The sequence below is a fragment of the Mesorhizobium sp. WSM3626 genome, assembly GCF_000513935.1.
Taxonomy (GTDB): domain Bacteria; phylum Pseudomonadota; class Alphaproteobacteria; order Rhizobiales; family Rhizobiaceae; genus Mesorhizobium; species Mesorhizobium salmacidum.
In genome coordinates, this window is sequence record NZ_AZUY01000027.1 from 1 (window position 1) to 14,956 (window position 14,956).

10 protein-coding genes are annotated in these 14,956 nt (G+C 65.0%); 1 reads left to right on the forward strand and 9 read right to left on the reverse strand.

Annotated elements, in window-relative coordinates; genetic code table 11:
• The 8 genes from M653_RS01000000133015 to M653_RS0118835 all read right to left on the reverse strand — a co-directional run.
• A partial coding sequence (locus M653_RS01000000133015) for an aldehyde dehydrogenase family protein (RefSeq protein ID WP_032935578.1) occupies positions 1-362 on the reverse strand: 362 nt, incomplete at its 3' end.
• A 191-nt stretch (positions 363-553) separates the two neighbouring features.
• A complete protein-coding gene (locus tag M653_RS0118805; RefSeq protein WP_027144718.1) occupies positions 554-1,828 on the reverse strand; it encodes an RNA polymerase sigma factor in 1,275 nt (424 codons plus the stop codon).
• Positions 1,825-2,199 carry a YciI family protein gene (locus tag M653_RS0118810; RefSeq protein ID WP_015315946.1) on the reverse strand — a complete coding sequence of 125 codons (375 nt, stop codon included), beginning with the start codon at positions 2,197-2,199 and terminating at the stop codon, positions 1,825-1,827. The genes M653_RS0118805 and M653_RS0118810 overlap by 4 nt, the downstream gene beginning before the upstream one ends.
• Before the next feature lie 83 nt (positions 2,200-2,282).
• Complete coding sequence (locus tag M653_RS0118815; protein WP_027144719.1) at positions 2,283-3,398, reverse strand: DNA topoisomerase IB; 1,116 nt, start codon at positions 3,396-3,398, stop codon at positions 2,283-2,285.
• Between the two features lie 147 nt (positions 3,399-3,545).
• Positions 3,546-4,430: a transglutaminase family protein gene (locus tag M653_RS0118820; protein WP_027144720.1), complete on the reverse strand. Its 885-nt coding sequence runs from the start codon at positions 4,428-4,430 to the stop codon at positions 3,546-3,548.
• Positions 4,431-4,442: 12 nt separating this feature from the next.
• On the reverse strand, positions 4,443-6,854 hold the full coding sequence (locus tag M653_RS0118825; RefSeq protein WP_027144721.1) for a circularly permuted type 2 ATP-grasp protein: 2,412 nt from the start codon (positions 6,852-6,854) through the stop codon (positions 4,443-4,445).
• A gap of 9 nt (positions 6,855-6,863) precedes the next feature.
• Entirely contained in the window at positions 6,864-10,223 is a 3,360-nt protein-coding gene (locus M653_RS0118830) for a transglutaminase family protein (RefSeq protein WP_027144722.1), read from the reverse strand.
• 104 nt (positions 10,224-10,327) lie between these two features.
• The gene (locus tag M653_RS0118835) at positions 10,328-11,524 is read right to left on the reverse strand and encodes an acyl-CoA dehydrogenase (protein WP_027144723.1); all 1,197 of its coding nucleotides are present in this window, start codon (positions 11,522-11,524) and stop codon (positions 10,328-10,330) included.
• A gap of 99 nt (positions 11,525-11,623) precedes the next feature.
• Here M653_RS0118835 and M653_RS0118840 point away from each other — a divergent pair, with 99 nt between their 5' ends.
• Positions 11,624-12,535: a LysR family transcriptional regulator gene (locus M653_RS0118840; protein WP_027144724.1), complete on the forward strand. Its 912-nt coding sequence runs from the start codon at positions 11,624-11,626 to the stop codon at positions 12,533-12,535.
• On the opposite strand, the gene M653_RS0118845 is transcribed toward M653_RS0118840, so the two are convergent.
• Complete coding sequence (locus M653_RS0118845; protein ID WP_027144725.1) at positions 12,536-14,860, reverse strand: Tex family protein; 2,325 nt, start codon at positions 14,858-14,860, stop codon at positions 12,536-12,538.
• Positions 14,861-14,956 lie beyond the last annotated feature (96 nt).

A 14,956-nucleotide genomic window follows, 5' to 3' on the forward strand; every position in this document is an offset into this window, starting at 1 on the left:
GACAGACCGACGGCGAAATCGCAGATGTCGATCATTTCCTGCACTTCACCGAGCCCTTCGGAGGGGATCTTGCCAACCTCGATCGACACCAGCCGGCCCAGCTCGGTCTTGTGNGCGCGCAGTTCTTCGCCCAGCAGCCGAACCAGTTCGCCNCGCTTGGGACCCGGCACCAGCCGCCAGGACTGGAATGCCTGGTGGGCGTCATCAATAGTCTTTGCCGCGTCGGCCGGCGAGATCGTCTTCAGCGCCGCGATCTGCTCACCCGTCACTGGGCTGCGCACGATCAGGTCGCCGCCGACAAGCGCCTCCTTGGCCACGCCCAGTTTCGCCAGAAGCTCGGCCGTTTCCTTCGCTATCGTCATTTTTGTCCCTTTCAGATCCCGCCGCTCGTGTGGCGTGGGTCAACGTCTTGCGCCATGCCTTCCCGCGCCGTTGCGGCTGGAAGGGGCTATCATGGCGTGCCATTACCTGTTTCAGGGGAAAATCGCCACCCCGGCATGGTCCAAGTCCAGGCTGCACGATTGAGCCAGACGACCCTTGGAGCAGAACTGGCTCAGTTTGCCTTTTTCGCCGGCGCGCGCACGGCGCCGTCCTTGATCAGACGGTCGATATGCATGCGGATATGGGCTGCTTCCGCCGCCGTGTTGGCGAGCGCAATGGCGCGGTCGAAGGCAATGCGTGCCTCCTCGCCCCGGTCGAGTTGCATCAAGAGCCCGCCCTTGAGGCCGAAGAAATGGAAATAGCCGGACAGTCTCTGTTCGAGCGGCTCGATCATCGCCAACGCCGCTTCCGGTCCGCGCACCTTGGCCACCGCGACCGCACGGTTAAGTGTGATGACCGGCGACGGCTGCATCTGTTCGAGCAGGCCGTAGAGCAGGTCGATCTCCACCCAATCCGTGTCCTCGGCCTTCTCGGCCCGCGCGTGGAGCGCCGCGATCGCCGCCTGCACCTGGTAAGGGCCGGGCTTGCGGTGGCGCAGGGCCTTGTCGACCAGCGCCAAGCCTTCGTCGATCATCTTGCGGCTCCACAGGCTTCGATCCTGGTCCTCGAGCAGCACGATCTCGCCATCATCGTCGAAACGTGCCGGAGCGCGCGCGTGCTGCAGCAGAAGCAATGCCGTCAGCCCCATGATCTCGGGCTCGGTCTGGAACAGTCTGAGCAGCAGCCGGGCCAGCCGGATCGCCTCCTCGCACAGCGGCGCGCGGGCCGGCGCCTCGCCGCTGTTGGTCGAATAGCCCTCGTTGAAGATCAGGTAGACCATGGACGCGACCGCCGCGAGCCGCTCGGAGCGCTCGACCGCGCCTGGCGTCTCGAACGGCACGCCGGCGTCCGCGATGCGCGCCTTGGCGCGGGTGATGCGCTGCTCCATCGCACTCTCGCCGACCAGGAAGGCGCGCGCGATCTGCTTGACGGTGAGGCCGGAGACGACGCGCAGCGCCACTGCGATCTGCTGTGTTGCGGGCAAATCAGGGTGACAGCAGATGAACAGCAGCCGCAGGATGTCGTCGCGGTAATGCGCGCCGTCCAGCCGCTCCGCGATATCGCTCTCGGCGTCTTCCAGATCGGATATCTGGTCTTCCTCCGGCATCGGCGCCTGCTTGGCGCGCTTGCGCACCGCGTCGATGCCGCTGTTGCGGCCGACGAAGATCAGCCAGGCCGCCGGATCGCGTGGCGGCCCGTTCTGCGGCCAGTTCTTCAGCGCCTTGAGACAAGCGTCCTGGAAAGCTTCCTCCGCGGTATCGAGATCGCGGAAATAGCGCAGCAGTGCGCCCATCGCTTGTGGGCGGGCAGCGCTGATCGCGGAGCTTATCCAGGCAAGTTCGGTCATGCTGGAACCCTGGTTGGGTGAAACACCGATACCGGCCGGATCTCATAGGAACCGCCGCTCGGGTTGACCTCGGAAAGCTCGCGGGCGAATTCGACGGCCTCATCGAGGTCAGCGCAATCGAGCGTATAGAAGCCGAGGAACTGTTCCTTGGTTTCGGCGAACGGCCCGTCGATGACCAGCGATTCGCCTTTCACTTTCCGCAGCGTCGTTGCCGCGGTCGTCGGCAAAAGCCGCGCCACGGGCCCAAGCCGGCCGGCGTTGGCATACTTCTCCTGAACGCCGAGCAGGTCGGCCATGACCTTGTCGTCCTGTTCCTTGCTCCAGGAGCAGACGACATCTTCGGAGGCGTAGCAGAGGATGGCATAGAGCATGGAGGGTCCTTTCTGTAGCAAAGGACGAAACACTAGGGCCGATCCCGACACGGCGTCGATAAAAAAATCGAGACGCCGCGGATTCAGCGGCCGCTGATTGCCGCCGATCGACTCTCCTGCGTCTTCAACCATCTCAGCACAAACGCTTCCTCTTCGTCGAGACCGTTTATGGATCGCTTGCGCTTGTTGGCTTCCGCCATTTCGGCAAGCAGCCGTCCTTCGCTCCAGGCCTCGAAGACCTGCGGGTGGATATAGCATTTGCGGCAGACCGCGCGCGTATTGCCCAGCCGTTCGGCCACTTTGTCGATGATGTTGTTCATCGCCCGCTTTCGCTGTGCCTGGCTTTCAGGCAGTTCCGTCTGTGCAAACAGCGACGCGGCATGGATGGTGCCGCCCCATGTGCGGAAATGCTTCGAACTGAACGCGTCGCCGGCGGCGTCCCGGATGTAGCGGTTGACGTCGTCGGAGCGGACCGGGCGTCTGTCGTCCCTCTCGTCGAGATACTGGAACAGTTTCTGGCCCGGCAGGTCCTGCGCGCCCCGAACGATCCCGGCGATGCGGCGGTCCACCAGCTTCAATCTCCATTCCTTGCCGGACTTTCCCTTGAAGGCGAAGCGCAGGCTCGATCCCTTGATGTCGACATGCCGATCGCGCAACGTCGTCAGGCCGAAGCTCTTGTTATCGCGTGCATAGGCCGCGTTGCCGACGCGGATCATCGTGTTGTCGAGCAGCCAGACCACCGCGGCGACGACGCGTTCGAGCGGCAGGCCGTGACGGCGCAGGTCGCTGTCGATTCTGCGCCGCAGGTCCGGCAGGCTTTCGGCAAAAGCGACGAGGCTGGAATATTTGACACCGTCGCGCTCCTCGGCCCATTGCGGGTGATAGCGATACTGCTTGCGCCCCCGCTGATCCCTCCCGGTCGCCTGGATATGCCCATTCGGATCGGGCGAAATCCAGACATCGGTCCAGGCCGGCGGAATGACGATGGCCGCGATGCGCGCCCTGTCGGCATCGGAGACCGCTCTCCCGTCCGGTCCCTTGTAGGCAAAGCCCTTGCCAGCCTTCAGCCGGCGGATGCCGGGCTCGGCATCGCTGACATAGGTGAGCGCGGTATCCCGGGCGGAAATCTGTGGTCGATTCTTGGGTACGCTATCACAGTCAGCCAATCGGCTACGCGACGATCCGGTTCTCTGCAGCATGACGGCTCCACGCAAAATGTCCGTAGATAAGCTGCGGGCAGACTGCTGGTTCCACACCCCGTCTGGAAAGCAGGATCCGGTGGCGTCGGCGAGGCAATGCGCTGCATCTGTGTCGGCGGAAAGGACAGCCGGCGGCGCGCGCCTTTTTTACGCCTTTTCGAGCACCACCGGGATGACGTCGACAGCCTGCTCCCCGACCTGTCCGCCGGTCGTCTTCAGCACGCCGACGATGGGCGCCACATCCGAATAGTCGCGCCCGTAACCGACGGTGATATGGTCGTTGGAAGCCCGCATGCCGTTGGTCGGATCGAACTCCTGCCAGCCGGCATCACGCCCGCACCAGACCTTGACCCAGGCATGCATGGCATCCGCACCTTCCAGCCGCGGCTTGCCCTTGGGCGGAATGGTGCGCAGGAAGCCGCTGACATAGCCGGCCGGAATGCCGAGTCCGCGCAGCCCGGCGATCATGATGTGCGAGAAATCCTGGCAGACGCCCCGCTTCAGCCGAAAGGCATCGCTGGCCAGGGTCCGCACCGTGGTCGCTTCGCCATCATACGTGAAATCATGGTGGATGCGCTGGCAGAGGCTCATAGCCGTGCCGGCGGTCGAGCCACCGATGCTGTCTTGCGCATAGATGGTGATCGCCGCATCCATGCCGGCGTGACCGCTTGCCACCAGGAAGTGATGCGGCGACGCCGGCGCCAGCGACCGCACGGTCGCCAGTTCCCGCCTCAGTCGGCCGATATCGGGCGACACGTCGAGCCCAGGCTCGGGCCGCGACACAGAAACGCGCGCGCTCATCCTTATGTCGAGCGCTTCATGCGCGTGGCGAAACGCGATCGAGGTGACGTTGTTGCCGAAAAAATCGGTGAAGTCGGATCGTTCATTGGGTGCCGGTTCAAAGGACAGCGAAGCGGCGATGACGCGCTGCACCCCGCCAATGGTCGGCGGCAGCACCCGCACCTGATGCCGGCCGCCGCCGGCAGCGGCGGCGTAGTCGTAATGGAGCAGAAGCCGGATGTCGTACAGCATGGCCATTGCTTTCTAGCCGAAATAGGCTTTGGCGAGGCTGTTGTAGAGGCCGCCGATTTCGCTGGCGAGTTCGTTCAGCGCCTCCGTCGTCATGTCAGCCGGCTCCTTGATGGCGATGGCGGTATTGAGCTGCAGGATCTCCTTGGCCGCCGCCGACATGTGCCCCTCGCCGCCGGTCGCCGGCAGCAGCCCTATCTCGGTCTTCAGCCTTTCCAGCTGGAACAGGATGGAGCGTGGATTGAGCGGATCGAGCGCCAGGAGATCGACCACCGTGCGCCGGCCGGCCTGCACCGGATATTGCCGACGATGGGTCATGACGCTGTCGCCGATCTCCAGCATCATGTCCAGCGCGCCATCCGGCGCCTTGCTGCCGGTCAGTCGGGCCAGCGTGCCGGCGATCTGGATGCCACGTTCCAGCCGCCGGCCGATCTCGAGGAAGCGCCAGCCGGCGAAACGGTACATGTTCTCGTGCAGCAGGCCGGAGAATCCGGCAAGCTTGCGCAGAATGACGGTCATGGCCCGCGTCGCGTCGTCGCCGGGCGCCACGGTGGTGGCGAACCGATGGATCGTCTTCGACAAATCCTTGAGCGCCAGCCAGCCATCCGGCGAGAAACGATCGCGGATCTGGCCGGCGCTGTAGACAGCGCTGTCGAGCATGCCGATCAGCCCTGGCGGGATCGCCGTTTCGACATCGATGCCGAACGGCTCGAGATAGTCCCTGATATCTGCCAGCAGAGGCATGTCGGGATCGGACGTTTCGGCGAGCCGCACATGATAAGCGCGCAGGATGCGCACGGTGTCTTCCGAGCGTTCGATGTAGCGGCCGAGCCAGGTCAGGTTTTCCGCCGCGCGGCTGGGCAGGCTGCCCGGTCTGGTGCGGTTGAAGCTGTCGCCCTCCTGCGGTAGCAGCGTCTCGCGCTCGACCGGTCTGTCGCTGACCACCCAGACATCAGCCGCCTGGCCGCCGCGCTGCATGGCGATCGCCGTCGGGTCGAGCGACAGGCCGACGCGGGCGAAACCGCCGGGCATCACCGTCCATCCTTCGGGCGTGCGCGCCAGATAGACGCGCAAGCTCGCCGGCCGGGGCTCCAGCCAGCCGCCGACATAGACGGGTGTCGTCGAAAGCGTCACTGCTTCCTGGCCGACGAAGGCCTCGCCATCACGTTCGATGCGCGCCACCAGTTCCGCCCGTTCCCCGACCGACAACGCCGAGCCGAGTTTTGTCTGTCCGTCATCCTCGAAGGCAAGTCTTGTCGACAGCGCCGGACCGACCACCATGCGGTCGATATTGGCGAGCACATGGGCGCGCTCCGTCCCCTGCCCGCACCACCATGTCGCCACACTGGGCAAAAGCAGCTCCTCGCCCCACAATTCGCGCGCGATCTTGGGCAGGAAGGCAAGCAGCGCACGCGTCTCCATCAGGCCCGATCCCAGCGCATTGACGGTGGACACCGTGCCTTGCCGGATCGCTTCGACCAGGCCCGGCGTGCCGATCTGCGAATCCGGACGCAGCTCGAGAGGATCGGCGAAGGCGGCGTCGAGCCGCCGCCACAGCACGCTGATCGGCATCAGGCCCGACACGGTGCGCACCATGAGCCTGCCGCCGGAAACAGTCAGATCCTCGCCTTCGAGCAGCATGATGCCGAGGTAGCGGGCGATATAGGCGTGTTCATAGTAGGTTTCGTTGAGCGGCCCCGGCGTCAGGATGGCGACGCGGCCGTCGCTCTCCTTTGCCATTCCGATCAGCGCATCGCGGAAGCGACGGAAGAAGCCGGCGAGCCGGTGCACATGCATCTCGCCATAGATGTCGGACAAAGCGCGCGTGGTGGCGACACGATTCTCCAGCGCGAAGCCGGCGCCCGAAGGCGCCTGGGTGCGGTCGCCAAGCACCCACCAGCGGCCATCGGGCCCGCGGCCGAGCTCGAAGGCGCAGAAATGCAGGAAATGCCCTCCGGCCGGCCTGGTGCCGACCACGGGCCGCAAATATTCAGGGCTCGCCGCGACCAGCCCTGCCGGCAGGATGCCTTTTTCGACCAGCCGGTTCTGCCCATGGATATCGGCGACAATTTCCTCGAGCAGGTCGGCGCGCTGCACCAGGCCGGCGCTGATCGCCTGCCACTCGCTGTCCTCGATGAGCACGGGAATATGCGCCAGCGGCCATTCGCGCTCGTTGGCGCCCGCCTTGTCATAGACGCGGTAGTAAACACCCGCATCGCGCAGATACTGGTCGGCGCGGGCGAAGCGCTGGCCGAGCTTTTCGGCCCCGAGTTCGTCCAGCGCTTCGACAAAATCCTTCCAGACCGGGCGGGGATTGCCCGACGCGTCGACCATCTCGTCGACGACGCCGTCAATCGGCTGGTAGTGCTCCAGCAGGCTATGGGCCTGCGGCTTGCCGCGTACCCTTTTGTGATTCCCCTTTGCCATATGGTCAGATCACAGTCTTGGTGGACGCCTGAGGTCAAGGGTCATCGGGAAATCTTCCCCCGGCTGTTCTTCACGCAACACATAGCCGGACGGGGTATGGCCGCGCGGTTCGAAGCGGGCGAGCCGCCGTGCCTCGGCCTCGTTGCCATTGACCGGGAAGGTGTCATAGTTGCGCCCGCCGGGATGGGCGACATGGTAGACACAGCCGCCGACCGCCCTGCCCGACCAGCGGTCGTAGATGTCGAACACCAGCGGCGTGTTGATCGGCAGTGCCGGATGCAGGCCTGAAGCCGGCTGCCAGGCCTTGAAGCGCACGCCCGCTACCGCGACCTCCCGGTTGTCGGTAGCCCTCATCGGCACGATGCGGCCGTTGCAGACGATCGCATGGCGCTCCGGATTGAGACCTTCGGTCTTGACCTGCAGCCGTTCGACCGAGGAATCGACGAAACGCACCGTGCCGCCGATCGCGCCCTGCTCGCCCATGACATGCCATGGCTCCAGCGCTTGCCTGAGCTCCAGCTTGATGCCCGCATGCTGGACTTCGCCGCAGAAAGGAAAGCGGAATTCGAGCTGGGCGTCGAACCATTCGGGCCGGAACTCGAAACCATTGAGCTTGAGGTCGTCGAGCACATCGAGAAAGTCCGCCCAGACATAGTGCGGCAGCATGAAGCGGTCATGCAGCGAAGTGCCCCAGCGCACGAAGCGTCCGTCGAGCGGGTTCTTCCAGGCGCGTGCGATGATGGCCCGCACCAGCAATTGCTGCGCCAGAGACATGCGCGCATTGGGTGGCATCTCGAATCCACGGAATTCGACAAGGCCAAGCCGACCGGTCGGTCCATCGGGCGAGAACAGCTTGTCGATGCAGATTTCCGAGCGATGCGTATTGCCGGTGACGTCGGTCAACAAATTGCGGAACAGGCGGTCGACCAGCCATGGCAAGGGTGCGGCCCCCTGGTCGGGATGCGGCACCTGCGCCATCGCGATCTCGAGCTCATAGAGTGAATCGTGTCGCGCCTCGTCGAGGCGCGGCGCCTGGCTGGTCGGGCCGATGAACAGGCCGGAGAACAGATAGGACAACGAGGGACGCCGTTGCCATTGCAGCACCAGGCTCTTCAGCAGGTCGGGCCGGCGCAGGAACGGACTGTCATTGGGCGTGGCGCCACCGACCACGACATGGTTGCCGCCGCCGGTACCGGTGTGGCGGCCATCGATCATGAACTTGTCGGCGCCAAGCCGCGTCTGCCGCGCTTCGTCGTAGATCGCCGTCGTGGTCGCCACGCAATCCTGCCAATTCGAGGCGGGATGGATGTTGACTTCGATGACACCGGGGTCGGGTGCCACGCGGATGACGTTGAGGCGCGGGTCATGCGGCGGGCCGTAGCCCTCGATGTGCACGGGAAGGCCAATCGCCTTTGCCGCGTTCTCGGCAGCGGCGACGAGTTCGAGATAGTCTTCCAGCGCCTCGACCGGCGGCATGAAAACGCACAGCCTGCCGTCACGCGGTTCGACCGAAAGTGCCGTGCGCACCGCGCCGCCGATCTCGGTGATCTCCTGCTCGACCCGCTCCTGCTGGCCGGTTGCCGCGGTGAACGACGCCGCCTGCTGGCGGCGTGCCATTTCGTCGGCGCCTTCCAGTTCGGCCGGAGCGGCCGCAGGCAAGATCGCTTCCCGCACGGGCAGCGGGCCACGCGGCAGCGACGGATCGACAGGCACGATGTAGGGGAACTGCGCGGGCGGCACATAGGGCAGCGTGCCCAGCGGCAGACGATAGCCGACCGGGGAATCGCCCGGCACCAGGAACAGCCGGCCACGCCGCGTCTTCCATTTTTCCGAGCGCCAGCGCGGATCGGACGCCTGGCTGTTCCAGCGCTGCACCGGCAGCACATAGCCTGACGGCTTGGTCAGCCCACGCTCGAAGACGCGCGCCATACGGCTGCGTTCCTCAGGATCTTCCAGCTTCGAATTGGACGGGTCGACATTCTCGGGCAGCTTGCCTTCCTTGAGCAGCCATTCGGCTGGATCCTCATAGGCTTCACTGACCATGGACGTGTCGATGCCGAGCTCGCCGGCGATCGCCGTCAGCAGGCTTTCGGCCTGTTTCGGCCCGACATCAGCCGAGCTTTTCTCCGGCGCGATCAGCGACGGATCGCTCCACACCGGCTCGCCGTCGGCGCGCCAAAAGAGCGAGAAGGTCCAGCGCGGCAGGCTTTCACCGGGATACCATTTGCCCTGGCCGTAATGCAGAAAACCGCCGGGCGCGAAGCGCTCGCGCAGGCGGCGGATCAGCGCGTCGGCCTTTTCACGCTTGCTCGGCCCGACGGCGGCGGTGTTCCACTCGGCGGCCTCGAAATCGTCGATCGACACGAAGGTCGGTTCGCCGCCCATGGTCAGCCGCACATCCCCGGCCGCGAGCGCGGCATCGACCTTGTTGCCGAGCGCGTCGAGCGCTTGCCAGCTTTCATCCGAGAACGGCTTGGTGATGCGCGGATGCTCGGCGATGCGATCGACCCGCATCTCGAAGCCGAACTCGACATTGGCAAAGCTCGCCATGCCCGAAATGGGTGCCGCATTGCGGAAATGCGGCGTGGCGGCCAGCGGCACATGGCTCTCGCCGGTGAGCAGGCCGGAAGTCGGGTCGAAACCGATCCAGCCGGCACCGGGAAGATAGACCTCGCACCAGGCATGCAGGTCGGTGAAATCGACTGATGTGCCGGCCGGCCCATCCAGCGCGACAAGGTCGGGCTTGAGCTGGATCAGATAGCCCGAGACGAAACGCGCGGCGACGCCGAGATTGCGCAGGATCTGCACCAGAAGCCAGCTCGAATCCCGGCAGGAGCCCTTGGCCGCCGCCAGCGTTTCCTCCGGCGAGAACACGCCGGTCTCCATGCGCACGATGTAGGCGATCTCGCGCTGCAGACGCGCATTGAGGTCGACGAGGAAATTGACCGTGTTCGGCGCGCTGCGGTCGACGGTTTCCAGGAAAGCCGAGAGAAGCGGCCCCGCCGGCTCCGGTGCCCGGTAGATGGCCAGATCATCCCTGATTTCCTCGGGATAATCGAACGGGAATGCCTCCGCCGACGGTTCGACGAAGAAGTCGAACGGATTGTAGACCGTCATGTCGGCGACGAGGTCGACCTCGATCTTCAGCTCCGTCACCGGCTCGGGAAAGACAAAACGGGCGAGGAAGTTGCCGTAGGGGTCTTGCTGCAGATTGACGAAGTGGTTCGCCGGCTCGACCTTGAGCGAATGGCTCAACACCTTGGTGCGGGAATGCGGTGCCGGCTGAAGCCTGATCACCTGTGGACCCAGAACCACCGGCCGGTCGTATTTGTAGTGGGTCAGGTGGTAGACGGCTGCCAGAATTGCCATGGGGCCCCGGAGATCGGCGTTTAGCTGGCCGAACCCTGACACATCTGGCCGCCATTCTCCAAGCGGATGTTGCGGTGCACCTAAATTAAACGGCTATTGAACGCTCAGAAAAAGGCCTGTATCCCCGTCTGCGCCCGTCCCAGGATGAGCGCGTGCACGTCATGCGTGCCTTCATAGGTGTTGACGGTCTCCAAATTCTGCGCGTGGCGCATGACGTGGTAGCCGATCTGGATACCGTTGCCGCCATGCATGTCGCGGGCCTGGCGGGCGATGTCGAGCGCCTTGCCGCAATTGTTGCGCTTGACGATCGAGATCATTTCCGGCGCCATTTTGTCTTCATCAAGCAGACGCCCGACGCGCAACGACGCCTGCAGCCCCAAGGCGATCTCGGTCTGCATATCGGCGAGCTTCTTCTGGTAAAGCTGCGTGCCGGCCAGCGGCTTGCCGAACTGCTTGCGGTCCAGCCCATACTGGCGAGCGCGATGCCAGCAATCTTCCGCCGCGCCCATCGAGCCCCATGAGATGCCGTAGCGGGCCCGGTTGAGGCAACCGAACGGTCCGCCGAGCCCCTTGGCGTTGGGCAGCATTGCGTCCTCGCCGACCTCGACGCCTTCCATCACCACTTCACCGGTGATCGACGCCCGCAGTGACAGCTTGCCGCCGATCTTCGGCGCCGACAGCCCCTTCATGCCTTTTTCCAGCACGAAACCGCGGATCTCGTCCTTGCCGTTCTCGCCCTTCAACTTCGCCCAGACGACGAACACGTCGGCGACCGGCGCGTTGGAAATCCACATTTTGGAGCCGGTCAGCTTGTAGCCGCTGGCGGTCTTTTCCGCGCGCGTCTTCATGCCGCCGGGGTCGGAGCCGGCATCCGGCTCGGTCAGCCCGAAGCAGCCGATCCATTCGCCGCTGGCGAGCTTCGGCAGGTACTTCTTGCGTTGTTCATCCGAGCCATAAGCGTAGATTGGATACATCACCAGCGATGACTGCACCGACATCATCGAGCGATAGCCGGAATCGACGCGTTCGACTTCCCGCGCCACCAGCCCGTAGGTCACATAGTTGGCGCCGAGGCCACCGAACTCCTCCGGGATATTGATGCCGAGCAGGCCAGCCTCGCCCATCTCCCGGAAGATCGCCGTGTCGAAAGTCTCGTTGAGATACGCGTCCTCGATGCGCGGCGCGAGCTTGTCGGCGGCAAAGGCCGCCGCGCCGTCGCGCACCATGCGTTCATCTTCCGAAAGCTGGTCCTCGATCAGGAACGGGTCTTCCCAGACGAATGCATTCTTGTCGGCGGCCATGGCTTGATCCTCAGAAGGGTGAAGCCCGGCTTATCGGCCCGTGGCCCGAAAAAATCAAACGAAATTGCTTCACCGATCAATGAGCGTTAGGAATAGATCATGAGTGTCCAGCGTCGCCTTTTGCCCAACATCAGCGCCCTTGCCGCCTTCGAGGCGGTGGCCCGGCTTGGCAGTTTCACCGCCGCTGCCCGGGAACTGGATCTAACCCAGGGTGCCGTCAGCCGGCAGATCAGCTTGCTGGAAGATCAGTTCGGTCGCCGATTGTTCGAGCGCGACAGCCGCAACGTCCGCCTGTCGACGGCAGGCGAAATCTACGCCGAGGCAGTACGTTCCGCACTTGGCCAATTGCGCGACGCAGCGCTTGGATTGATGAGCAATCGGCATAGCGGCATCCTGAACCTGGCCATATTGCCGACCTTCGGCACGCGCTGGCTGATGCCGATGATGCCCAATTTCGTCGAAAGCAATCCCGATATCACCATCAACTTCGTTACGCGCGTCGGCCGGTTCGACTTCGCCAGGGAGAGGTTGGATGCAGCCATCCACTACGGCCCGCCGGACTGGCCGGAAGCCGACTCGACACTGCTGGTGCGTGAGACGGTGGCACCGGTGGTGTCGCCCGAGTTCCTCGCCGGCCGCGCCATCGCCACGCCGGCCGACATCGGTCGTTTGCCGCTGCTGCACATGACGACGCGCCCCGGCGCCTGGACGGAATGGTTCGAGCATCAGGGACTGAGCGCGCCGACCGGACCAGGCATGCAGTTCGAGCAGTTCGGCACCGCCGCCCAGGCCTGCATGGCGGGGCTCGGCGTGGCGCTGTTGCCGCTGCTCCTCATCGCTGGCGAATTACAGCGCGGCCAGCTTGTGCCAGCACCCGGCCAGCCGATGCAAAGCCGCAGCGCCTATTACCTCGTCGTTCCCCACGACAAGCGCGGCTATCCACCGGTTGCCAGCTTTCGAGATTGGCTGCTAGGCCAGCTCGAGAAGGAGCCGGCTGTTCTGGCGTGGTAGCTATTTCCGCTTCAGTGCGTCGGCCAGCGCGGCGCCGAACGCACCTTGCTGTGCCGGCCGCTCGGGCTGGCGCTGCGGCGCCGGCGAGCGTGGCGCCGGCCTGCCGCCGCCATTGTCGCGCGGCCCGCTCCTCGGCGCGCCGCCCTCACCGGCATCCTTGCGCATGGAGAGCGCGATGCGCTTGCGCTTGACGTCGACATCGACGACGCGCACCTTCACCACGTCGCCGGCCTTGACCACCTCATGCGCGTCCTTGATAAAACGGTCGGCCAGTTGCGAGACATGCACCAGCCCGTCCTGGTGCACGCCGATATCGACGAAGGCGCCGAACGCTGCGACATTCGTGACAGTGCCTTCCAGCAGCATGCCGGGCTTCAAATCCTTGATGTCGTCGATGCCATCGGCGAAGGTAGCCGTCTTGAAGCCGGGGCGCGGGTCGCGGCCGGGCTTTTCCAGCTCCGCCAGAATATCGCGCACCGTCGGCAGGCCGAAACGCTCGTCGACGAAGACGCGCGGGTCGAGCGCCTTCAGCGCGGCGCTGTCGCCCATCAACGAACGTACGTCGCGGCCGCATGCGGCGACGATCTTCTTGGCCACGCCATAGGCTTCCGGATGCACCGACGAGGCATCGAGCGGCTCGCTGCCATTGGCAATGCGCAGGAAGCCGGCGGACTGTTCGAACGCGCGCGGCCCAAGCCGTGCCACCTTCAGCAGATCCTTGCGGCTGGCGAACGGGCCGGTCGCATCGCGATGCGCGACGATCGCCTCGGCAAGCGACGCGCCGAGGCCTGAAACGCGCGCCAGCAACGGTGCCGAGGCGGTGTTGAGGTCGACGCCGACCGCGTTGACGGCGTCCTCGACGACAGCCTCCAGCGAGCGGCCGAGCCGGTACTGGTCGACATCGTGCTGATACTGGCCGACACCGATGGATTTCGGCTCGATCTTGACCAGCTCAGCCAGCGGATCCTGCAGGCGCCGCGCGATCGACACCGCGCCGCGCAGCGACACGTCGAGGCCGGGAAATTCGGCCGCCGCCGTCGCCGAGGCCGAATAGACCGAGGCACCCGCCTCGCTGACGATAACCTTGAGCGGCTTCGGCCCTGGCCCCGCTGGCATGTCCGACAGCATGTCCGCCACCAGCTTCTCTGTTTCGCGGCTGCCGGTGCCGTTGCCGATCGAGATCAGCTCGACCTTGTGCTGACGGATCAGCGCGGCAAGCTCGGCCTGCGTGCCGCGCACATCGTTCCGCGGCGGGAACGGATAGACCGTCGTCGTCGCCAGCAGCTTGCCGGTGCCGTCGACCACCGCAACCTTGACGCCGGTGCGGATGCCGGGATCGAGCCCCATCGTCGGCCGCGAGCCGGCGGGAGCCGCCAGCAGCAAATCCTTCAGGTTGCGGGCAAAGACATGGATCGCCTCTTCCTCGGCCCGCTCGCGCAGGTCGCGCATCAGATCGAGCGTCAGGTGCAACGACAGTTTTATCCGCCAGGTCCAGCCGGCGACCTCCATCAGCCAGCGGTCGCCCGGCAGACTGGCACCGATGGCGTAGGCATTGGCGATCATCCGCTCGACCGGCTTCACCGGTGAGGCATCGTCGGCATCGACCTCGATATCGAGCGACAGCACCTCTTCATTGCGGCCGCGCAGCATGGCCAGCGCGCGGTGGCTTGGCGCCGTGGACCAACGCTCGACATGGTCGAAATAGTCCGAGAATTTCGCGCCGGCCTCCTGCTTGCCGTCGACCACCCTGGCGCGCAGGAAGGCGCGCTCCTTCATGTAGCCGCGCAGCTTGCCGACCAGATCGGCATTTTCCGCGAACTGCTCCGACAGGATGTCGCGCGCGCCATCGAGCGCGGCCTTGGCATCGGCCACCTCTTCGGTGACATAGGCGAGCGCGACTTCCGCGGGCACCAATGAGCGGTCGTTGAGAATGGCTTCGGCGAGCGGCCCCAGCCCGCGCTCCCTGGCGATCTCGGCCTTGGTGCGGCGCTTCGGCTTGTAGGGTAGGTAGATGTCTTCGAGCTCCGCCTTGGTGGCCACCGCCCCGATCTTCGCTTCGAGGTCTGGCGTAAGCTTGCCCTGCTCGCGGATCGAACCCAAAATGGTGTCGCGGCGGGCGTCGAGTTCGCGCAGATAGACGAGACGCTCGGCAAGGTCGCGCAGCTGCGTGTCGTCCAGCCCGCCGGTCACCTCCTTGCGGTAGCGTGCCACGAAAGGCACCGTCGCCCCCTCATCGAGCAGTCCGATCGCCGCGGCCGCCTGTTCGGGCCGCGCCTTGATTTCGGCTGCGATGATGGCTGCGATGCGCTTGATGTCGGATGCCATGTCGTTCCCACTCTCGTCGAAAAGAGCGGCGACCATAGGCGCAGAGATCAGGTCCGCCAACCACCGCGTTTTCAACGGCGGCGGAGGTCCACAGGA